The sequence below is a fragment of the Methanoregula sp. genome, from assembly GCA_041645435.1.
Lineage (GTDB): Archaea > Halobacteriota > Methanomicrobia > Methanomicrobiales > Methanospirillaceae > Methanoregula.
This window is the reverse complement of sequence record JBAZQB010000008.1, coordinates 43,651-65,101: the sequence shown is the minus strand read 5'-3', so window position 1 is coordinate 65,101 and position 21,451 is coordinate 43,651. Positions and strand designations below refer to the sequence as shown.

At 51.0% G+C, this 21,451-nt stretch carries 18 protein-coding genes; 14 read left to right on the top strand and 4 right to left on the bottom strand.

From position 1 onward, the window contains the following. Window positions 1-95 precede the first annotated feature (95 nt). The 9 genes from WC593_14415 (at window position 96) to WC593_14375 (ending at window position 11,401) form a co-directional block, all read left to right on the top strand. Window positions 96-1,274: an ATP-binding protein gene (locus WC593_14415; protein ID MFA4826342.1), complete on the top strand. Its 1,179-nt coding sequence runs from the start codon at window positions 96-98 to the stop codon at window positions 1,272-1,274. A gap of 43 nt (window positions 1,275-1,317) precedes the next feature. Beyond that, window positions 1,318-2,082, top strand: coding sequence for a toll/interleukin-1 receptor domain-containing protein (locus WC593_14410; GenBank protein ID MFA4826341.1), 765 nt, complete (start codon window positions 1,318-1,320; stop codon window positions 2,080-2,082). 6 nt (window positions 2,083-2,088) lie between these two features. After that, on the top strand, window positions 2,089-3,786 hold the full coding sequence (locus WC593_14405) for a RyR domain-containing protein (GenBank protein MFA4826340.1): 1,698 nt from the start codon (window positions 2,089-2,091) through the stop codon (window positions 3,784-3,786). Between the two features lie 56 nt (window positions 3,787-3,842). Beyond that, window positions 3,843-5,357 (top strand): polyphosphate:AMP phosphotransferase, encoded by a 1,515-nt coding sequence (pap, locus tag WC593_14400; GenBank protein MFA4826339.1) that lies wholly within the window; start codon window positions 3,843-3,845, stop codon window positions 5,355-5,357. Between the two features lie 519 nt (window positions 5,358-5,876). Next, window positions 5,877-6,620 (top strand): tetratricopeptide repeat protein, encoded by a 744-nt coding sequence (locus tag WC593_14395; GenBank protein MFA4826338.1) that lies wholly within the window; start codon window positions 5,877-5,879, stop codon window positions 6,618-6,620. A gap of 204 nt (window positions 6,621-6,824) precedes the next feature. Then, window positions 6,825-7,832, top strand: coding sequence for a hypothetical protein (locus tag WC593_14390; GenBank protein ID MFA4826337.1), 1,008 nt, complete (start codon window positions 6,825-6,827; stop codon window positions 7,830-7,832). Window positions 7,833-8,236: 404 nt separating this feature from the next. Beyond that, window positions 8,237-9,898 (top strand): PEGA domain-containing protein, encoded by a 1,662-nt coding sequence (locus WC593_14385; protein ID MFA4826336.1) that lies wholly within the window; start codon window positions 8,237-8,239, stop codon window positions 9,896-9,898. A 310-nt stretch (window positions 9,899-10,208) separates the two neighbouring features. Continuing rightward, entirely contained in the window at window positions 10,209-10,436 is a 228-nt protein-coding gene (locus WC593_14380; protein ID MFA4826335.1) for a hypothetical protein, read from the top strand. Between the two features lie 317 nt (window positions 10,437-10,753). Next, window positions 10,754-11,401: a pre-peptidase C-terminal domain-containing protein gene (locus tag WC593_14375; protein ID MFA4826334.1), complete on the top strand. Its 648-nt coding sequence runs from the start codon at window positions 10,754-10,756 to the stop codon at window positions 11,399-11,401. A gap of 1,190 nt (window positions 11,402-12,591) precedes the next feature. Here the strand turns inward: WC593_14375 and WC593_14370 are convergent. Next, complete coding sequence (locus tag WC593_14370; protein MFA4826333.1) at window positions 12,592-13,083, bottom strand: hypothetical protein; 492 nt, start codon at window positions 13,081-13,083, stop codon at window positions 12,592-12,594. 211 nt (window positions 13,084-13,294) lie between these two features. Between WC593_14370 and WC593_14365 the strand changes: the two genes are divergently transcribed. Continuing rightward, window positions 13,295-13,447: a hypothetical protein gene (locus tag WC593_14365; GenBank protein ID MFA4826332.1), complete on the top strand. Its 153-nt coding sequence runs from the start codon at window positions 13,295-13,297 to the stop codon at window positions 13,445-13,447. A 21-nt stretch (window positions 13,448-13,468) separates the two neighbouring features. On the opposite strand, the gene WC593_14360 is transcribed toward WC593_14365, so the two are convergent. From WC593_14360 to WC593_14350, 3 genes are all read right to left on the bottom strand, one after another. Then, window positions 13,469-14,872 carry a hypothetical protein gene (locus WC593_14360; protein MFA4826331.1) on the bottom strand — a complete coding sequence of 468 codons (1,404 nt, stop codon included), beginning with the start codon at window positions 14,870-14,872 and terminating at the stop codon, window positions 13,469-13,471. 12 nt (window positions 14,873-14,884) lie between these two features. Next, the gene (locus WC593_14355) at window positions 14,885-15,385 is read right to left on the bottom strand and encodes a hypothetical protein (protein ID MFA4826330.1); all 501 of its coding nucleotides are present in this window, start codon (window positions 15,383-15,385) and stop codon (window positions 14,885-14,887) included. 106 nt (window positions 15,386-15,491) lie between these two features. Continuing rightward, window positions 15,492-15,899 carry a hypothetical protein gene (locus WC593_14350; GenBank protein MFA4826329.1) on the bottom strand — a complete coding sequence of 136 codons (408 nt, stop codon included), beginning with the start codon at window positions 15,897-15,899 and terminating at the stop codon, window positions 15,492-15,494. A 250-nt stretch (window positions 15,900-16,149) separates the two neighbouring features. Here WC593_14350 and WC593_14345 point away from each other — a divergent pair, with 250 nt between their 5' ends. The 4 genes from WC593_14345 to WC593_14330 all read left to right on the top strand — a co-directional run bounded on the left by WC593_14345 (window position 16,150) and on the right by WC593_14330 (window position 21,440). Then, window positions 16,150-18,147: a zinc-ribbon domain-containing protein gene (locus WC593_14345; protein MFA4826328.1), complete on the top strand. Its 1,998-nt coding sequence runs from the start codon at window positions 16,150-16,152 to the stop codon at window positions 18,145-18,147. A gap of 178 nt (window positions 18,148-18,325) precedes the next feature. Further along, window positions 18,326-19,438, top strand: a complete 1,113-nt coding sequence (locus tag WC593_14340; GenBank protein MFA4826327.1) for a hypothetical protein — start codon at window positions 18,326-18,328, stop codon at window positions 19,436-19,438. 383 nt (window positions 19,439-19,821) lie between these two features. Further along, entirely contained in the window at window positions 19,822-20,307 is a 486-nt protein-coding gene (locus tag WC593_14335; GenBank protein ID MFA4826326.1) for a TrkA C-terminal domain-containing protein, read from the top strand. Next, window positions 20,307-21,440: a cation:proton antiporter gene (locus WC593_14330; GenBank protein MFA4826325.1), complete on the top strand. Its 1,134-nt coding sequence runs from the start codon at window positions 20,307-20,309 to the stop codon at window positions 21,438-21,440. Before WC593_14335 ends, WC593_14330 begins: the two co-directional genes overlap by 1 nt. Window positions 21,441-21,451: the final 11 nt, after the last annotated feature.

Below are 21,451 nucleotides of genomic sequence, written 5' to 3'. Positions count from 1 at the left end.
GTGTGGCCAGTCTGCCAGGAATTGAAGCGATATCGTAATAATCAAGTTCCGTATATTCTGATAGTAGGTACGATGAGCATGGGGAGGGGGTGTCAATGAATATCGATTTATCGGGAGTTCTGTATTCGCAACTGAAGGAAGCCGAGAGAAAGTACAATGACGCAAAAGCAAAAAACGATCTTGAAAATGTAAAAAAGTTTGCCCAGATCTGCGCCAACACGGAAAAGCAGCTGGCGGAAAAGGTGCCTGACCAGAGAAAGCCGCATCTTGACAAGGCCAAACGGTGGGAAGAGATCGTCAGGACGGCCGGGACCGCGCCGAGAAAGACGGTGGTTGAACGCGGAGAGAAGAGCGGGGAGGCAGAGGACGACTTCAGCAGTTTCGGGGAGAGCCTGATCCAGACCTCAACAGTCACGTGGAAGGACATTGGTGGTCTGGCAGAGACAAAAAGTCTCATCATGGAGACGGTGGTGATTGCAGGATTGAGCAAACCTGAGTCCATCAAGCCCGATAAAGGTATCCTGTTCTTTGGTCCGCCCGGTACGGGAAAGACCCTGCTTGCCGCTGCTGCGGCAGGGAGCCTCAAGGCCACGTTCTTTAACGTAAAATCGAGTAGTATTCTCTCCAAATATTTCGGCGAGTCCTCAAAACTCATCACCGCCCTCTACGAATCTGCCCGCAAGCATGCCCCCTCAATAGTTTTCATCGATGAGCTGGATTCAATTACCCAATCAAGAGAAGGGGAAGTGGGGGAGGGGTCCCGAAAAGTACTGGCAACAATCTTGGCAGAACTGGATGGATTCCAGGATAAGAAAAGCGACAAATTGATCCTTACGCTTGCAGCAACAAATGCTCCTGAAAGTCTTGATGATGCAGTACTCTCCCGGTTCCCCAAGCGGATCTATATCCAGCTTCCTGACAAGAAAGCCTGCCAGGATATCATCAGGATCCAGACAAAAGGGCTTGATATATCGAACGTGGACTTGGAAAAGATTGGGGAGATGTGTATCAACCAAAAATATTCTGGACGTGATCTCCAGAACGTCTGCCGGGATGCAATGAGGAGCATGACCCGCAGGGTGAACAAAGATATCTTCGACAATATCGAGAATATGGCTGAGCTGCCGTTTGAGGAGTTACAGAAAAAGACCTTAAAAGCCGGCCCTATCACTATGGAGGATTTCACTCAAGCCATTGCACGGATAAAATCCCCTTTGACCCCAGGAGACCTCAAACGACAGGAAGACTGGAACAAACAGTTCGGGGCAACATAAGGTTCACCTTTTTTTGAACTTCTCCGGGTGACTTTGATCTGCCATGAAAATTGACTCTCCTGCTGATTTCCTCCAGAAGATCCAGAGGAATACAAAGGCGTTCGAAGCAGCGGTGACCCAGGGAGATACCCATACTGCCCGGCGTCTCGCTGAGGAATGTATAACCCTCTATCACCAGCTTGCCCGGAGAGTCCCGCTCCGCGAACAGTTTTACCGTGAACAGGCTAAAGAGTGGAAGACAAAGGCGGAGGATATTGCCGTCACCCCCCCTTCAGGTGTACAAAAAACCGGCACAGATTTTATCGGTGACGAGGTTGCGACCGCATCGGTTCCTGGGGCGGAGACCCGGACTGTTCCTGCAAAACCCCGCCACCAGGTATTCATCAGCTATTCAAAACCCGAGCAGCAGATAGCCCATGACCTCTGTTCCTATCTCGAGGCAGATGGTATCTTCTGCTGGATTGCCCCCCGGGATGTGCTTCCCGGCTCGGATTTTCCCGGCTCGATCATCGATGCGATTGATGAGAGCAGGGTTGTGGTGCTGGTGTTCTCCAGAAGCTCGAATAATTCGCCCCATGTCATCCGCGAACTGACGCGGGCAGTGAACAGGAACCTCATGATCCTCCCGTTCCGTGTTGAAGACATCCTGCCCACAAAGAACATGGATTACCTCATCAACATACCCCACTGGTTCGATGCATTCCCCCCGCCGGCGCAGCAGTATTTTGGAACGCTGAAAGAGACGATAAAAACCCATCTTGCCAGTCCCGGGCACGCTGATCCCCGGCCGGACAATCCCGGGGGTTGAGCGATCATGGACACTCCTGACATCTACGTGGTAATCCAGGCACTGCTCGCCATTATCGGTTCGGGCATCGGGGTTTTCATTGCATTTCCCGCGATACGGGATGCAGTTGGAGCGGCAAATTCCGATTTCATCCGCATTGCAGTCGGTGCGTTTGCCGGTTCAAGTTCAGCCGGAATTGTGTACCTGTACGTCCGGGAAAAAATTCACACCATGCCGCTCCTCTTCAAACAGGGGCATGTCATTGTCTGTGGCCTGAATTCCCGGTCGTTCCTCGTTATCAATGACCTTGTTAAAAGAAAGATAAAACCGGTCGTCATCGAAAGTGATGCAAAGAATACGTACCTCGAATCCTGCAAAATGCTGGGGCTTATCGTTCTTACCGGGCTTCCCTCCGATGTGAATATGCTCAAAAAAGCTGGGGTGAAAAAAGCCGCGTATGTGCTCTCCTTAAACGATGTGGATGAGGATAATGCTGAAGTCGCCCTGAACGTGATGCGGATGGTGCCGGAAAAACGGCGTCATGTGCTCACCTGTATCATACAGGTAATAAACCCGCAGTTATACGGGATTATCAGGAAACACGCATTTTCCGCACGGAAAGACTCAGCTGTCCGGATCGAGTTTTTCAACCAGTATGCACTCGGGGCGAGGACACTTCTCGATACGTATCCCGCCATCCCTTCTAAAGAGACGGGGACGGTTCCCCCGCCCGTCGTAATCCTGGGGGCCGGTCGCCTCGGTGAAAGTATCTTAACCCGTATTGCACGAACCTGGTACCTGTCGCATAAAGAGGCAACGGCCCGGTTAACCATCGCCCTCATCGATGTAAACGCCGCATCGATCCGGGAAGGGCTGCTCATCCAGTACCCGAAACTGTCCATGGCCTGCGATCTGGCAGCCATTCCCCTGGATGTCGGATCTGCCGCGTTCAAAAACGGGGAGTTCCTGAAAAGTTCTCCCCTTGGCCGGGGTTTTACTGCCTATATCTGTCTTGACGATGATTCCCTGGGGCTCTACGCAGCCCTGACACTCCATCATCTCACGGCCGGGAAAAATGTCCGGTTCATCGTCAGGATGGATCATAATACCAGCGTGGCCCGGCTCATTGCCGATGAACAGGTCGGGCTTAGGAGCATACAGGACATCCACCCGGTCAACATGTTTGAGCTCACTGCCAACAGCCAGCTCATTCTTGCAGGAGAAGAAGAGATCCTTGCACGGTCAATCCATGACAATTATTGTACAAAGGAGATGCTCAAAGGACAAACCCGGGAGACAAACCGGCTGCTGGTCACGTGGGATGAACTCGGCACCCTTACGGAAAAGAAAGACGGTATCGGCGGGGAGAAATACCGGACATCCAACCGGAGACAGGCAAATTTCATCTGGACCAAATTATCGCTGGTGGGGTGCGAGATCGGACCCGTTACCGACTGGGACGCGCCCATCGAATTCCGGTTCACTCCCGATGAGATCGAACGTCTCTCCTCCCTTGAGCATGAACGCTGGATGAACGAGAAGCAGGAGGACGGGTGGCATTATGGCGTGCAACGGGATGATGTTCAGAAGCTCCACCCCTCGCTCGTGCCGTACGGGGAGCTGTCCGAACCTGAGAAGGAGAAAGACCGCGACACCATCCGCCAGATCCCGGAAATATTGTCCCGGATAGATTTCCAGGTGTACCGCCAGCAGAAAATATCCTGACCAGTATTTTTTAACCTTTATTTTATATTCCCGGAAGTCTCAACACAGATTATCTTATGTTTGACAAATACGATCTGGACCTGGCACTTGATAAAAATGCATATGATGCGGTGATTGTTGGTCTCCGCGAACGTCTCGGGGTGCTCCAGCGGGAGTTCCGGGACCGGAAAATTCCGGTGATTATGATCTTTGAAGGCTGGAGATTTTCCGGGATATCCAATACCATCAACCGGCTCACCTATGCCCTTGATCCCCGGGGCTACCGGGTCCGCTCCACGCAACAGCCCAACGAGGTTGAGCAGGCTCACCCGATGCTCTGGAGATTCTGGGTAAACACCCCTTCACAGGGACAGATCGCTATCTTTGACCGGAGCTGGTACACCGATACCCTGCTTGCCGGCTCGTACGGGAACAAAAAGTCCCCGTTCTCTCCCCAGTCACTCCTGGATATCATCGCCATGGAAGAACAACTCGTTACTGATGGTGCAGTCATCATCAAGTTTTTTTTACATGTCAGTAAGAAAGAGCAGAAGAAGCGGCTGAAAAAATTTGAAGATCTGCACAAGGACTTTTCCGAAGATAACAGCAGGGCACCAAAAAAACTGCGGGATTACGACTTCATGCTGCCGAATCTGGAGAGACTGATCATCGAAACAAGCATACCGAAGGCGCCATGGACCGTAGTGGAAGGCAATGACCGGCGTTATGCAATAGTAAAAGTCCATGAAACGATCATCAGCCGCATGGAAGATGCCCTCAGGGCCAGATCCGCTGCTGAGGTAAAACCAAACCGGAAAAAAACACGGGCCGCGGAAAAAGACCGGGAAGTGCAGTACGCTCTCCTGCAGGCATTGGATCTCACGAAATCACTGTCTGAAGATGAATATGCTCACCGTCTCTCTGAATGTGAAGACCGTCTGCATACACTCCAGTATCTCATCCATGAAAAGAAGATCCCGGTCACCATCATGTTTGAGGGATGTGATGCGGCAGGCAAGGGCGGGGCAATTATCCGGCTGGACCGGGCGCTGAACCCCCGGTGCAGCGTGGTTGAACCCATTGCCGCCCCAACCCCCGACGAAAAAAGCCATCACTATCTCTGGCGCTTTATCCGCAGCCTTCCCAAGGCAGGGGATATCACCATCTTTGATCGCACATGGTACGGCAGGGTGCTTGTCGAACGCGTTGAAGGGTTCTGCACGGAACCGGAATGGCAGCGTGCCTACCAGGAGATCAATACTCTCGAGGATTACCTGGTGAGATCCGGCGGGGTCCTCATCAAGTTCTGGCTCCAGATCGACCAGGACACCCAGATCCAGCGGTTCAGGGAACGTGAAGCTGATCCCCTGAAAAAATACAAGATCACGGATGAAGACTGGAGAAACCGGGAAAAGTGGGATATCTACCGTACGGCAACCGAAGAGATGATTGAAAAGACCAGTACACCGGCGATTCCGTGGACCCTTGTCGAATCCAATGACAAGTACTTTGCCCGGATAAAAATCATGGCAACGATCGTTGCGGTGCTGGAGGATGCGGTATCCCGCACCGGCAGGAAGAAAACGAAATGATCAGGACCGGGCTGATCCAGATACCGGAATTTTTCTTTCATTAAAATATGGGCTTTGTTGAAACCCTGAAGAGAGACAAGCAATCGCTCTTAGGAGCTCCAGCCCAGAGTGCTTCCGCTCCCGTCGCTCGGGCATCCCCCAATATTGCGATAACCCGCAGAAGGTTGATGACTCTTAAAAAAAGGGGGTCACCCTCCGAACAGACGCAGACAATAAACGAAAAAAGGATTTCCCCTGAAAATTGTCCTCTTTAATGTGATGGGGGTTGAGACCCCCATACCCCCAGTTGCGATGAACGTCGCCGCCCCCGACGGGGCACCCCCGCGGCGATTTAGTGACTAAAAACGAAAACCTCCTTGCCCCGCCGTGCCTAAAAAGAGGCCCTGAGGCGGGGGAGAATCATAAAAACGATTTTCATGGTTTGGGAGTGAACTTAATGGTTCATGCTCGTTTCAACAGAGCAAAATATGAATAACAAAATTAAATAGCTGAAACCACAGACTTCAAATCCGGGACGCGATGAACAAGACTCTCTTTTTATCCGGATTTGTCCTGTTCCTGGTGCTCATCTGTCCTTGTGCAACCGCGTTTGATGTCCTTGCGGTGCAGTATTACAACGAGGGTGTGACTTTTTCCAGACTAGGTCAGTATTCAGAAGCCGTCAATTCGTTTGATAAGGCAATTATTGTCGATCCAAATGATACCTATACATGGTACAACCGGGGAAATGCGCTGAGTGCTCTCTATCTGTATCCGGAAGCCGTTGCTTCCTATGACAAGGCGCTTGCCCTCAAGCCCTCTTATGTTGAGGCGTGGCAGAACCGCGGAGTCGCGCTGAGTAATTCCGCCCTGTATGAGGAAGCAATTGACTCGTATGACAATGCAACCGCTATCGACCCATACGACGCCGAAACGTGGTACAACCGCGGAATAGCTCTTGGAAAGCTCGGTAAGTTTTCAAAAGCGGTTGAGTCGTATGACCAGGCGCTTGCCCTCAACCCGGATTACGCCGATGCGTGGCGGAACCGTGGCGCCACTCTCATGAATTTCGCTATGTTTTCTGAAGCAGTGGACTCGTATGAAAAATCCATTGTTTCTTATTGCAAAGAAAGTGTCCCCGATCCCAAAAACTCCAGTGTTTGTCAGAACCCGGGAACTGCACTTATCCACCAAATCCTGTCTTCCCCGATCTTGTGTGTGTTGATAGGGGCAATCATTCTGGTGGTGGGAGTTGCCGTGTGGAAGCGGCGTCGCCCTGCCTGAATTTTTTTAGAAAGGTTGGTTAGTATTGCTGCGATCAGCTACCCCGTATGCCCTGAAGGGGAAGAAGACCTGCTATTTTCCTGGTTCGGATTATTTTCAACCCCTCGAATGTTCCGGCATATTCAAATATCTCAATCGTTCACCTTCTCCTTAATGGAAACCGGTAAATCCGTTTCACTTCTCAAGGATCGTGTTTTGCGTTTTATGCAGGGCAGAAAACAGCGGATTGTGCTGGGTCTTTCAGGGTACATTATCTGCGCGGCGGCAATTGCCGGGATCATGTATGCACTCTCGTTGGGAAACAGTGCCTGGATCTCTCATGACGCCGGCCGGTTTCACGAGATGGCCCGGATGATTGTTGAAGGGATGAGGCCGTATGTGGATTATATCGATCCCAAACCCCCCCTGCTCTTTTTTTCCGTCAGTGTTATGGATCTGGCAGCCCCGGCAGGAACGATAGATACCGCCGTAATGACCGTGCTGAATCTCCTCTGCGCCTGCCTGATCTGGAAACTCGGTGAGGAGGATTACGGGTTCCTGGCGGGATATACTGCCGGGTTCCTCTTTCTGGTCGCATCCGTTTTCACCGAGGGATACTTCCTGTTCAGCGAGCAGTTTGCGATCCTCTTCCTCCTCCTTTCGCTGGTGGCAGCCCGTCGTCATGCCTGGGTGTGGGCGGGAGTCTGTGTCGGACTTGCCATCGGGTATAAACAATACGCCCTTGTCGCCATACTGCCGCTTCTCTACTTCATGTGGGCTTCCGGTGACAAACGGTATTATCGTTTCCTGATCCCGGTTGCGGTCGTGATAATCGTGATGTTTGCCGCACTTTTCGCTGCCTATGGGTCTGAGACCGGATGGAGCGGGATTTACTATACCTTCGGGGTCATGCCGGAATATATTTCGGGAAAGGTCACCCCATTTCCCACCTATGCGCCGGATTCCCCGCTTTCCTTTGCGGCAAATGCCATGGCAAGTGTTGCCGTCGTCCTGCCAACGCTGGTCTTTGCCATCGCCAGCCTGATCCGGCGCGGTTTGCGGACCCCGTTTGAAATTGTCCTCGGGCTCTTCTTAGTCCTGCTCTTAGGGACGCTTCTGATCCGGCAGTATCTCCACTACTGGATTCTTCTTCTGCCCTTTTTAGTCCTGTTTGCCTGCAGGGAATTTGCTGATGATAAAAACGGGAACCCGGGAGAGGGTTCAAAGATCTGATTCCTGCAGGCAGGCACTTTGCCGCAAAGAGGCTCTGTTGAAATCCTTTTTTCGTTTATTCTCCGCATCTGCTCGGAGGGTGACCCCCTCTCTCCCCCAAAGGGGGAGGCAGCCCAAGGGGAGTATCCCCTTGATCCCCCGGAGTCATCAACTTTATGGGGTTTATCGCAATATAGGGGGATGCCCGAGCGGCGGGGGCGGAAGCACGATGGGCAAAGAGCCCCCAAGAGCGAATGCTTGTCTGTCATTGGTGTTTCAACAAAGCCCGTAAAAGGTGTTTTTCCGATACCCGATGGCGTATGGCACAGGTAAACGACTTCGCAGCAAATTATCCAAAGATATAAGAATTGGTGTGCAAATGTCACATCTAACGGAGTGTTTGATACATGCAGGGTACATGGTTCATGAAGAATCCGGTGAAAACGGTTCTGTGCATTCTCCTGTTTCTCGTGATCGTCCAGGGAGTTCAGGCAGCAGAAACGTATCTGTATGTTGCGAAATGGGGATCCATGGGAACCGGGGATGGGCAGTTTTTAAGTCCCGAAGCAGTGGCAATCGATAGAAGCGGCAACATATATGTCACCGATCCACAGAACAACCGTGTTTCAAAGTTTACTCCTGAAGGACAGTATATTCTTGGCTGGGGTTCGAAAGGGCTCCTGGCTGGACAATTCAACGAGTCAAATGGTATTGCCGTGGATGCAAACGGTAATGTGTATGTCACGGACCGCTACAACCACCGGGTCCAGAAATTCTCCTCAACGGGCACATACCTGACGGCATGGGGATCGTATGGTACAGGAAATGGTCAGTTCAATGATCCATTCGCTGTGGCTGTGGATTCCCAGGGCAATGTATATGTGACCGATCACTACAACCACCGGGTCCAGAAATTCTCTCCGACCGGACAGTTCATCACTGCATGGGGCAGCTTTGGTACCGGCGATGGTCAGTTCAGTATTCCTCTTGGTATCGCAGTGGATGCGTCTGACAATGTGTATGTTGTGGACTACAATACCTACCGTGTCCAGAAATTCACGTCATCCGGCCAGTTCATTACCCGATGGGAAGGACCCGCTTATGGAGGACAGGGGCTGAAGGGATTCATCGGTATCGCCGTGGATGCAACCGGCAATGTGTATATATCAGAGATCTGGGATTCGCATGTGTACAAGTATTCTCCCGCAGGAGTCCTTCTGACCCGGTTTGGAACTCCCGGGAAAGGAGATGGACAATTTTCAAATCCGATCTCTGATATTGCCGTGGATTCGAGCGGCAATGTGTATCTGATTGACCGCAACAACGCCAGAGTCCAGAAGTTTTCCTCATCACCGCTTCCCGCTTCCCTGGCTATCTCATCCGATCCAACGGGTGCTCAGGTCTCGTCAGACGGAGTTTACAAGGGAATCACTCCGGTTACCGTGACAAATATCGTACCGGGTACGCATACCTACACGTTTTCGAAATCCGGGTATGTAACGCAAAGCACGGTGTATACGTCGGCCTCGGGAGAAGCCGGAAGTATGTCTACCCGGTTAAAAAAATCTGATGAAGTCCTGCCTGCACAGATCACTATCACTTCCGATCCTACCGGTGCTGCAGTGTTGCTGGATGACGTGTATAAGGGAATCACTCCGATAACTGTGACAAATATCGTACCGGGTACGTATACCTATACGTTCTCGAAATCCGGGTATGTAACGCAAAGCACGGTGTATACGTCGGCCTCGGGAGAATCTGCATCCATGCATACTACGCTCAAAGTGAATACTCCGCTTGATACTGTCGTATTCGTCAATTCTGTTCCCGATGGCGCGAACGTGTATATTGATGATGTGTATAAGGGAGTCACCCCCACCAGTTTACACTTGAAACAGGGCACCTATATTCTGAAGCTCACTAATGAGAATTATGCGGATGATGAATCGCTGCTACACATTGGTTCTGCCGATCCAATCCAGGTTACCAGGACACTTTCTGGTCCAGAACCGACTCCCGGGTTTGAAGGGTTCCTCGCGGTAATCTCGCTTATTGCCGTAGTGCTGTTTGCCAGAAAATTCAGGTAATCCTTTTCCCCATCCTTTTTTGATCTATACATGAACCGGTGAGTGTCCATACCCCCGTTGGTGTGAATCGATCGTATGAAAACGCGATCCCTGTTTTTAATTCCGGGTAAATCGTTAATTACTTGTATTGTATACAATTCAGTATCAGCGTGAGGGTATCCGGATGTATTGCGAGCACTGCGGTGAAAAGATTCCTGAATATTCCCGGTTCTGTGAGCAGTGTGGAAAACCCGTTACAAGCCGTAGCGCCCCGAGTCCGCAAAGTCCTGCCCCGTACCCAATGTATGGTTCTTACTCCCCGTCTTCAAAAATGGCAAAAACCGGAAAAAATTCCGACTACTCCCGCATCGCACTCTGGATCCGGGAGCGGTATGGATCACGCCTTGCACCCGGTATGGATGCCAGCCAGTTGCGGGGCGAACTTGAAACGGTATTTAAGAGCGAACAGGCACGCGGAATTCCGGTAAAGGCATTGAAGGGATTCCGTTCCTACATCGATCAGCAGCAATACGCGAACCTGATCCAGCCGCGTCGCTGATGTGCTGGTGTGTGTTCCGGGTCAGAAATACACGAGCACACACGGTCCCAATCTCTTTTACGATCGATATCTTCACCGTTAACGGTGAGTGTGGGGTTCAGGAACCCGGGGTAACGAAGGAACCCCGATATCGTGTTCTTTTAAAACCGGTTAGCATCGCGGGCCGTTTACGCACCGATGGAATACGGGCCATTGACCTGACCCGCATTGACAGATAAGGCACATAGAAGCGTTCTACCGGGGAGACTCATGTCCATTTATCGGCTGAATCAAAAGATTAATTATTATTGACAGGCTGTTAACTGTAATCACCGGGGGTGTACATTATCGTCGTATGCCAGAATTGCGGGAACATCACTCCGGAAGGGAAATTCTGTGAACATTGCGGGGCGTCACTTCAAATCGTACCGGTACAAGCGCCCCCTTACGGATATCCGCAGCCGGTAATTCAGCCACAGCCCCTGCCGGCAAAGCAGGGGATGTCGGCACTTAAAAAGATCCTTCTCATTGGCGTGATTTTATTTTGTATTTTCCTTATCCTTGGGGTTATCGGGTATCTGGAAAGTCCCGTCCCAGCCCCGCCCCCAAAACCCGTAACGGTTACCCCGACTCCGAAACTCACTGCGACCCCGGCCACAACGGGAACGTATTCTCACACCCCCTCTGAAACAATTAACGGGTATGTTGATTCCAAGGGGTCATACCGGATTACTACCAATATCCGTGATCCCTCCACCGTGTTGTATTCCATCAGGTTAGTTGGTCCAAAAAATGCAGATCTGGACCTGTATGTTAAAAAAACAACGCTCCCCTCCACAAGTGATTATGATTTCCGGTCAGCGGGTTCCGGTTCCAATGAACAGATCAGTATTTCTTACCCGGCTGTCGGGAGTTATAACATTTTAGTACATTCAACCAGTGGCGGCGGTAATTTTGTCCTTTATATTGATTACAAATATTCCTGATGTCGCCACTTCGCTGTTGTTATCCCCGGCGTCAAATTTTTTCAGGTAAGAGATAACGACGAGGAACAAACCGGAAAGGTGACAGGTGGCCCGAAAACGGGTATTTTAAAAACAGGGGGGGAAATCCGATTCACGGGGGACAGGTCATTGGAGTGCCGATCCTCGATCCAAAAGGTACCATTAGGGATCATTTTAAACCGATTTTCCGGGTTATTTTGTCCAAAATCGCTTAAAACTCGCTTATTTCTAAAACCCCGTGCCAGAACTCCTGTTTTTTGAGAATATATTCAGATTTTGGAGATCCGCTGAAAACTGAATGAGCCCATTTAAGGCGTCTTTTTGCAAAATGAGCCTGTTTTGAAACAGGGGGAGTCTCATGTCCTGCTCTGGTGTGAGAAGAGGTACGGACAGGTGACACCCTCTGGTACCGAAGGCCGGGATACCGGACCCTGCCGGGTGTGGGATATGCGGATCCGGTGAATTATCCCGACCGGTCACCGGAAAACAGGTTTTTTTAAAACCGTGATGTTCATTCGATTCACTGAGGATAGGTCACCTGATTGCCGATCCTCGATCCAAAAGGTACCATTAGGGATCATTTCAATCCGATTTAATGGGCTATTTTGTCAAAAATCTCTTAAAAATCGCACATTTCCAAAACCCCGTGCCAGAACTCCTGTTTTTTGAGAATATATTCAGATTTTGGAGATCCGCTGAAAATTGAATACGCTCATTTAAGGCGTATTTTTGCAAAATGAGCCTGTTTTGAAATAGGGGGAGTCTCATGTCCTGCTCTGGTGTGAGAAGAGGTACGGACAGGTGACACCCTCTGGTACCGAAGGCCGGGATACCGGACCCTGCCGGGTGTGGGATATGCGGATCCGGTGAATTATCCCGACCGGTCACCGGAAAACAGGTTTTTTTAAAACCGTGATGTTCATTCGATTCACTGAGGATAGGTCACCTGATTGCCGATCCTCGATCCAAAAGGTACCATTAGGGATCATTTCAATCCGATTTAATGGGCTATTTTGTCAAAAATCTCTTAAAAATCGCACATTTCCAAAACCCCGTGCCAGAACTCCTGTTTTTTGAGAATATATTCAGATTTTGGAGATCCGCTGAAAATTGAATACGCTCATTTAAGGCGTATTTTGGCAAACGGAGCCTGTTTCAAAAACGAGGGAGTCTCATGTCCTGCCCTGGTGTGAGGAGAGATACGGACAGATGATACCTCCTGGTACCGACGGAAGTACACCCCGCCAGGGACCCGGGATACCCGGCCCTGCCGGGTGTGGGATATGCGGATCCGGCGAATCTGTCACGGTACCGGGCAGGAGCGATCCATCGCGCCGGACTTCTGCGACAGCTTCAGCGGTGATCCGGAAGAACTGCCATGTGCCGTGCGGTGAGAGCGTCCAGAGTTCCCGTGCGGAAGCTGCACTCTCCGGCAGCGTGCGGAGCTCGCGGATTGTCGCACTGCACAGCTGCCGGATCTCCGGTGGTTCAGTCACGTTCGAACGGGTACGCCGGACTTTGACAAACCATGTGCAGAACCCGGAGAAGATTACAATGTCAAACGGGAGCCCGGCATTCTCCGGCACTTCCCATACCCCGCCCCGGCTCTTTGCCATCTCAATCGCTTCCTTCACCGCTTTTACCGGTGGCCGCCCCCGGGTCATGGGACCTCACCTGCCCGGTGGTCTTCTTTTCTGGAGTGTTTGTGGATCATTGCAGTATTGAAAGGAGGATCAGGCGGGTATTTAAAAAACCATGAACCCGCGGGTTATACGAATCGGTTTTTGAGGGAAATCTGGCTGGAGAATTGTTATTTTGGGAGGAAAATTTTGGGCGCGGCTGAAAATTTTTAAAATGGGAATACGGCAATAGGAAATGTGGAGTAATATCAAGAAGACTTTCCAAGTCTCGAGCAAGGATTCTGTTGTGCAGAGTACCAACCTGATGAGTTCCTGCGATGCCGATGGCAAATGCAGCGGGGATGTATCAATCGAAGATAGTGTTGTTATGCGATCGAATAGTGGATGAAAAAAGATTCAAACCTCCGGCTCACCGCATGAACACCATGCCGACCCCTTCAACAAACTTGATCCTGCCCACTTTCTCCCGCTCAAGTTCGTAAAACGCCAGCTGGATGATGAACCGCTCCTCTTTGGTCTTCTCAAACATCTTCTCGAATTCGAGATACTCGACAGACTCAAAGTCCGCCCGGATCACGGTTTTTATCGTATCGACCCGCTCCCGGTCAAACTCATGCCGGAAATAATCAATATAACTCAGGATCCGGTTATCGTTCTTGTTGTAGTAGACCTCCCCAAGAACTGAGTCAATGAGACAGATGGCAACATTCCTGCTGGCGTATGCAGCGCCCGTAACCCACGCGATCACGTCGTCAGCCCACCCCGTCGGGGATGCAATCCCGAGCACATGATAGTAATCCCCTGCCTCGGCCTCCTGGATGAAGGGATGGAGAACGCCCATAAGCGTTGTCAGCGTGACTGCACGGGTATCAAATCCCAGGTCAGCATAGTCACTGATGTTGCAGTACGAGAAGGCTTCTGCAACCACTTTCCTGTGTGACTTCCCAAGGTAGGCGAGATCCTTGTGCTCGATCGCGTACACTGAACCGGCATTTGCCGGAATTACCGTGTCAGCAGCATCTTTGACCGGCGCTGCTGTAGCCTGACCGGCGTCATAATGGTAATGATCCTTCCAGTCAGTCACCGTATAGGTCTTGCTCTCATGCGGGGAAAAGATCTTGACGGGAAATGCGTTCATCTTCATATCGAACCGTGCAAGAAAGTCAAGCTCGCTCGTCCGCGCGTTCTCTGCGGACACATACCGGGTTCTCTTCCGCCCGATCACATCTTCCACAAGGGAGAATGATTCAGCGAGCTCGGCTTTCTTGTTGAAGATGAGGGTTTTTTCTTCCACCAGCGAGTCGCGTTTCTTCTTTAAGCTCTCCCTGAGCCCCGCAATCTCTTTTAATTCCCCCTCGGCAAGCCACTTCACTTCCATGTGGAGTGCCGAGTGGTACTGGTCCCGCTGCCGGGTGAGGTCTGCCTCCCGGGTATTGAGGGTCTCGACTTCGGTATCGATATTTTTCATCTGCCCGTCCAGCAGCTCGACAAGACCGGCATATTTCTTCTGGAGCTCCTCGCGTTCAGCAGCAAGTGCGTCCAGTGCCTTTTTTGCTTCTTCGGGTGTTAACTCGCCTTTGAGCAATCTTACGCGCAGCTGGTGAATCCGTATCCGGTACTCGTTGTTCTGGGCATTGATCGTATCGTATTCGATAAATTTCCCGGTCAGCTGTTTGAGCCGTTCTTCGGTGATGGTTGCAACGCGCGACCGTTCATCCCGGGAGAGGCGCGTCTGCTCGATGATCTGTTTTGCCACTTCAAAGACATCGCCCATCGCCCCTTCATCCTTGAAAAACAGTGGTTCTTTTGCCATACCTCTTCCCCCTCACCGTTTCATGAAATAATCGAGCCGGTCAGAGAAGGTATTCTTCATGAGATCGAGCTCCTTTTTCAGCTTCCTCACCTGCATGACAATATCGGAGGTCTCCCCTTTGAGGACATGATCGTAGATGAGCTCCGATGTCTTGGTGATCACTTCGAGCTGGGTGACGAGCTGCCGGTCGAACTCGATCATGTGATCGATATCCTCGTCAGAGACCCCATCCTGCTTGAAGAGGGGTGACTGCCCGAACGGGGCGGCTTCGATCTCGACAACGAACAGGTCGATAGCCTTGAGAATATCCTTGATGTGGTCGACGACCTCCCGTCTCCCGTCCCGGTACGCGAGATCGCTCACTTCTTTTAAATTCACCGCAGCCTTTCTCAGCTCGCGTGCAAGTTTCTCCCGCACCGAGCGGTCAGTGTTCAGCCGGCTCTTCTTGGCACGATAATCATACCCGGGAACCAGCTTCCCCAAAAACTCAATAACCGATGTTGTAGTCACCATGCAGAATCATTCCCTCGCTAGTGGCGGAATATGTTTTTTCAAGTATTAAAATGGGATCGATTACGAAGAGGCGCAGGCGCACCAAAAAGGGAAAAAAGGGAAAAAATTAGTAATACATGGGAGAACTTCCCATGATCATTGCAAAAATAAAGAGGAAGAATACAATCACGAGAATGATCTCTACGACAATGAACCCGAGTACGGTACCCGTGCTCGATGCGATGTAGGGAATTTCGCCCGTGTTCATCTTCTGGGCAGTCGTGTAGGCGTCATATACTCCATAGATCCAGACGATGATTGGAAGGATGGGAATGAATGAAGTAATGACCAATCCGATAAGAAATCCGATGCCTTTGCCGATCTGGCCGTTATACACCTGCCCGGACCCTATGAAAAAGAACGACAGGATCGCAGCTGCAGTGGTATTCTTATCCTGTTTTACTACACCGGGTTGCTGGGTATACACCGGCTGCTGGGCCGGGGGAGCCTGCTGGAACGTCTGGGTGGTTCCCACGGATGCACCGCAGTGTTCACAGAATTTGCCTTCGGGAGTATTTTTTCCACAATTCGGACAGATGACGATAGTTCACACCACCTTTGGTTAACGTAAATCTACCCACAGGAATGTAATTAATCTTTTGATTCTGCCTGTTACAGAGGATTAACAAAAAATCTGACCCGATATTTTACCGGCTGGAACGATCCCGTCCTCATCTTTAAATAACAGTTCGTATTTAAGTAAGATACAGGGATGGGCATCTCATATGTTTGATACTATTAAATGCCGCTCATGCGGGGCAGAAAATAAAAAAAACAGCAAGTTCTGTGCACAATGCGGGCAGTTGATGGCCGGTCAGCTATGCAGCAAGTGCGGCCAGCCGGTGAGAGCCGGAGCTACATTCTGTTCCGGTTGCGGTGCTAAGGTTGAAGCGCCGGGCATATACGCAAGCGCCACGTATCCGGAAGAATTCCCTGACTTAAGCAAGTCCAATGTCTGGCAGAGGCGCCCGGGCGATCTGGCGCACCGGTTTGAAGCTGCCGACCTCAACTCCTACTTTGCCGGTTTAACAAAGAAGATCACGGTCATGCAGGGCACCAAGGCGATCTTCTTGCAGGGGGGAAAATACCAGGGAGACCTGCCCCCGGGAACCTATACTGCCGACAGCCTTTTGGAATTTTTAAAAACCCTGAACTTTTATGAAAAGACCACCATCATTCTTGTCGACGATGGGGATATACCGGTTGATTTCTCCATAGGGGGCCTCAGGACCTCGGAGAATTTTGACGCCGGGGTCAGGGGCAAGATGGTGGTCAAAGTCGACAAACCCATTCTTCTCTTTGACAACCTGATGAAATCCCGTCCGCACCTTGAGATTATCGATCTGCTCTCCAATATCAGAAATGAACTCCTGAATGTCCTGCAATCAAAGATTAAGGGCTATTCATTCGAGGACCTGTACGGGAATCTCGAACTTAAGAAAGAGCTGCAACAGGACTTCGAGTTCAACCTGACAACAACGCTCTCCCGCTGGGGTCTCCAGCTCGTCCATCTCCCCTACTTTGACTACGATGAATCCTACTGGCAGGATCTCATCCAGCAGCGCGGTGCGCTCTCACGGGAACTGATCGAGAAGCGGGAAAAGATCAAGCGTGAGGCGGATATCGGGCTCCTCGACTATGAACAATCCGTCGCCACCAAGGTAAAAGACACCGAGATCAAGCGTGCCGACCAGATGGTCGACCGTGAGCGGGAGATGATCGAACGCAAGCGGTTCGATGAGATCACAAAGATGATCCGGGAACGGCTCACCGATGACAAGATGAACGAGTTCAAGAATGCTGAAGATTTCGAAAAATATCTTTACAGCATCGACAAGGACCGGGTGATCCGCACCAACGACATGACGGATTTAAAGATCCTGTTCGAGAACAACCGGCAGGACAACGCCTATGCCCGGAAGCTCATGATCGAGAGTATCACCCAGCGACACGTGCTCGATATGAAAGGGGAAGTGATCGAGGAAGATGTCAAAGGACGCCGGGTTGTTGATGATTATGATCTGGAGAAGCGCGGGAAAGTCAGCGGGCAGGACATAAAAGAGGCTGAAGCAGGGATCGAACTTCTGCGCAAGATGAAAGCCACAAAGCGGGAAGATGTAACCGGCTACCAGGCACTCGAACTCGAAAAAGCACAGAAAGCTGCAGAGATCGAAGCACAACGCCTCAAAGCCCGTTCCGGAGCTACGGATGAGGCACAGATCTCCATGGCGGAGGGTAAACAGGCAGAGCAGCTCACCGAACTTGCAAGGATGAAACAGGCAAAAACCCTGACCGAAGAGCAGCTGATGGCCCTATCGGCCAAGGACAGTGCTGCGGTTGCCGCAGCCCTCAAGGAAAAATACGGTTCGGACCAGGTCAAGGCAATGTATGAGCAGCGGATGAAGGACCAGGAAGCCTATGTCCAGCGCATGCAGTCGATGGAGGAACGCGCCATGGATCGCATGGAGCGCGTGCATACCAAGTCGCTCGAAGAGATGGGACAGACCGCGTCAACCCGGGCCACATCGGGATCTTCCCAGGGCACAACCGTTGTTGCCGGTGGAGGATTTGGCGCACCGGTAATTGTTGGACCCGGAGCACCCGCCGCCCCTGCCCCAATTCCAAAGCCTGAAAAGAAGGTTATCCTGTGCAGAAAATGCAATGCCGAGCTCGAACCAACCGAGCGGTTCTGTAATACCTGCGGCGAGAAAGTTCAGCCTTAATTCTCCTCTTTTTTTTAAAGTTAAGGACCGTTCTCTTGATCGTACCTGATACCCTGCAGGTTCCGGTAATTTACGGAGTGAAACGAAAACCGGGAGCGTGAAAAAGAAAGGTATTATATTACTATAAAATGATAGACCAGTTAATCACGCTTTATCATCAGAGAATGGGTGAATGTGTATGAAATTACGAAGTATGAGTCTTGGAATCCTGCTGTTCCTCATTATCGGAATTCAGATCGCTGCTGCGGTCACGGTATCGGACCCTGTCATAAATCCGTCGGGAGATCTTACCGCAGGAGCAAATGTCAGCGCATCTTTTAAGATCGATATGACGCCTTCAGGAAGCGATACGTTTCCCAAGGATAACACGCTTCAGATCTTTACGGATCTGAACAATGCGGAATGGACCGTTACCATGATCAGGGATGGTGTCGAACAGACGATACCGCAGGAATTCGGGCGTAGTGTCTATCTCTCCGGCTGGGTCCTGTCCTATCCGTCAACCGTAAGAGAGTCTCTCCGGATATCCCTCGAAGGCTCTGTACCCTCGGTGACAAAATCGACGAACAAAGCCATTGTCCTCGTTCAGCAACTTGACGGGAACAACGCGATAATACCCGCATCAATAGTCACCCGCGAGCGGCTGATCGTCAATCCAACGGATTTGACCCAGAATATTGCCGTGCGGGAAGCAGATTTGAGGAATTACCGCACGCTTATCGATGCTCAGGCCTTTATGGGAATCAACACCACTGCCGCTGAACAGAAGTACTCAGCTGCACAGGCAGCCATCCAGTCAGCAAAGACTGCAGATTTTGCCACCGCCCAGGCATCTCTCAACACAGCAACAGGCCAGATAGATGAAGGAGAGAAACTCCTTGACAAGGCATCGGCTGAAAAAGAGCTGGAAAATGCACAGGCCCCCATCATAAAGACCAACGAACTTATCCTGTTCTTCACCGTCAACAAGAGTATTACGAGTGACCCACGCCTGGCGATTGTTATTGCAAAGAAGGAGAGTGCAGAGCAATATCTTTCATCGGCAAAAGATCTCCACCAGATGGGCAACTATGCGTTCTCCCGGGTGAAAGCAAAAGAGGCATTTGACAAAGGCAACGAGTCATTGAATGATGCCATCAACTTCAAACTTGCGCTGACAAAAACCGGCAGCGGTGGCGGTGCAGGCTGGCTGAATACGACAACCCTGATCATCGCAGGGGTAATCATTGTAATAATTGCAGTTGCCGGGTATATGATCCTGCGGAATAAAAACCGCTGGGAAGATTATTAAATTCATTTTTCACCCGGGGAAATTTTTTTTACATTTCCCCCGATAGATTTTTTTAGGGCGGGGGTGGTTCTTGTGCGGATTTCACTTTCACCCCGCCCGGTCCGGGGCTTATATGCACATTGTTTCAACTAGGTAAGTGGGAAGGACGAAATCCGCTAAAAAGTGTCAGGTGCCGGAAAACGGCTCGTACTTCGCACCTCCCAACCTCTCAGAACCTCAAAAGAAACCCCCTCCAATACCCGGAGGCGGATTATTAAAAAAACCCCTGGAATTAAAAAAATCCCCCTCTCTTTTCTTTTGATTTATCCGGGCGCATTCATCAAGCCAGGGCATTCCCTCACACAATCATAATATATTTTAGGAACGTTTTTCTAATGTCTGCTATGGCACTCCGCTCTCTGAATCTTCCCGGTGTTGGAACTAAATACGAATTTGAGACTGACAAGGGTGATACGGTCGCCATTTTTTTCACCAAAACCGGCGCTGTCCAGATGTACACCCTCCAGAAAGGCTGCAGGACTCCCAGTGCAGCGGAGATGTCACCGGTTGAAGCGCGGAGGCTGGGAAATATCCTTACGGGGGCGATTATTGAAGCTGACCAGGAGAGCGTTGAGATCGCCTTCTCCGCACTTGCCGATCTCCGGATTACCATCCACACGTTCTTTGTCACTGCCGCTGTGGTGGGAAAGACGATTGAAGATCTCCAGATCCGGGCAAAGACCGGTGCGACCGTGATCGCGGTCTGCCGGCATGACCGGAATATCATCAACCCGCCGCCCACGTTTGTGTTTGAAGAGGGCGATGCGGCACTGGTTATTGGTGAGAGTGACCAGATCAAAAAGTTCGAGCGCGAAATTATGGTGAATTAATGGAAAGTCTCATAGTTGCGCTCTTTGTCTGCCTGGTCCTTGCTCTCGTGACCAAGTATCTTTCGATCCCCGCCATTCCGTTCTATATCCTTGCGGGGGTCCTGTTAGGAAAGGCTGGCGGGGGGATGCTGACGAACAATGAGATCAGTCAGTTCTTCTCTGAGATGGGGCTGATCTTCTTATTGTTCTTCATGGGACTTGGCCTGAAACCGGAACGGATCGCATCGAACCGGACCGCGGTCCTGACCAGCGGGATCATCGATCTCAATGTCAACATGATCATCGGGTTTGCTGCAGCGTACCTGCTCGGCTTTTCGTTCACGGAATCGCTCATCATCGCGTCAGCTTTCTATATCTCGAGCACCGCGATGGCACTCACGTCATTGATCGAGAACCGGAAGCTGATGCTTCGTGAGTCCGACACCGTCATCTGGCTCATGGTGTTCGAAGATCTCGTGCTGATCATTTTCCTTGCGCTCCTCTCTGCCGGCAACCAGAACCTGATCATCTTCTTTGCAAAGATTCTCGCAGTCCTCGGCATACTCTATGCACTCGCCCATTATGGCAAGGAATTTCTCATCTCTATTCTCGACAGGGATGACGAACTCCCCATCCTCTTTACGTTTGCTGCGGTACTTACCACCGCTTCCTTCTCGATGTACCTGGGTGTGCCCGAGACAATGATGGTGATCGCGCTGGGGGTTGCATTCGCAACAACGGATCCGGATGCTTTCGAGCAGCATGCCCGCCCGTTCAAGGATGTATTTTTAGTGGTCTTCTTTGTCTTCTTCGGGGTTACCGTGGATTTCTCCGGCGGGGCCAACTGGTTTGTTATCGGGGCGATCAGCATTCTTGCCGTGGCCAGCAAGCTGATATCCGGCCTGCTCACGGGAATATTCATTCACGATTCCGCCCTCTCCGGTCTTGAAATATGGGCGAACACCATAGCGAGGGGAGAGTTTTCGATTGCGCTTGCGGTGCTCTATGGATCCCCGCTGGTGGGCACGACGATTGCAGCGATGGTGATCGTGACTTCCATTGTCGGATCATTCATGGCAAAATACAGCGGCATACTGCGTCGCGGGCTCGTGAGTCACAGCAGGCACAAGGCATTAACGCGGCGGCCGCACTGATCTTTTCTCTC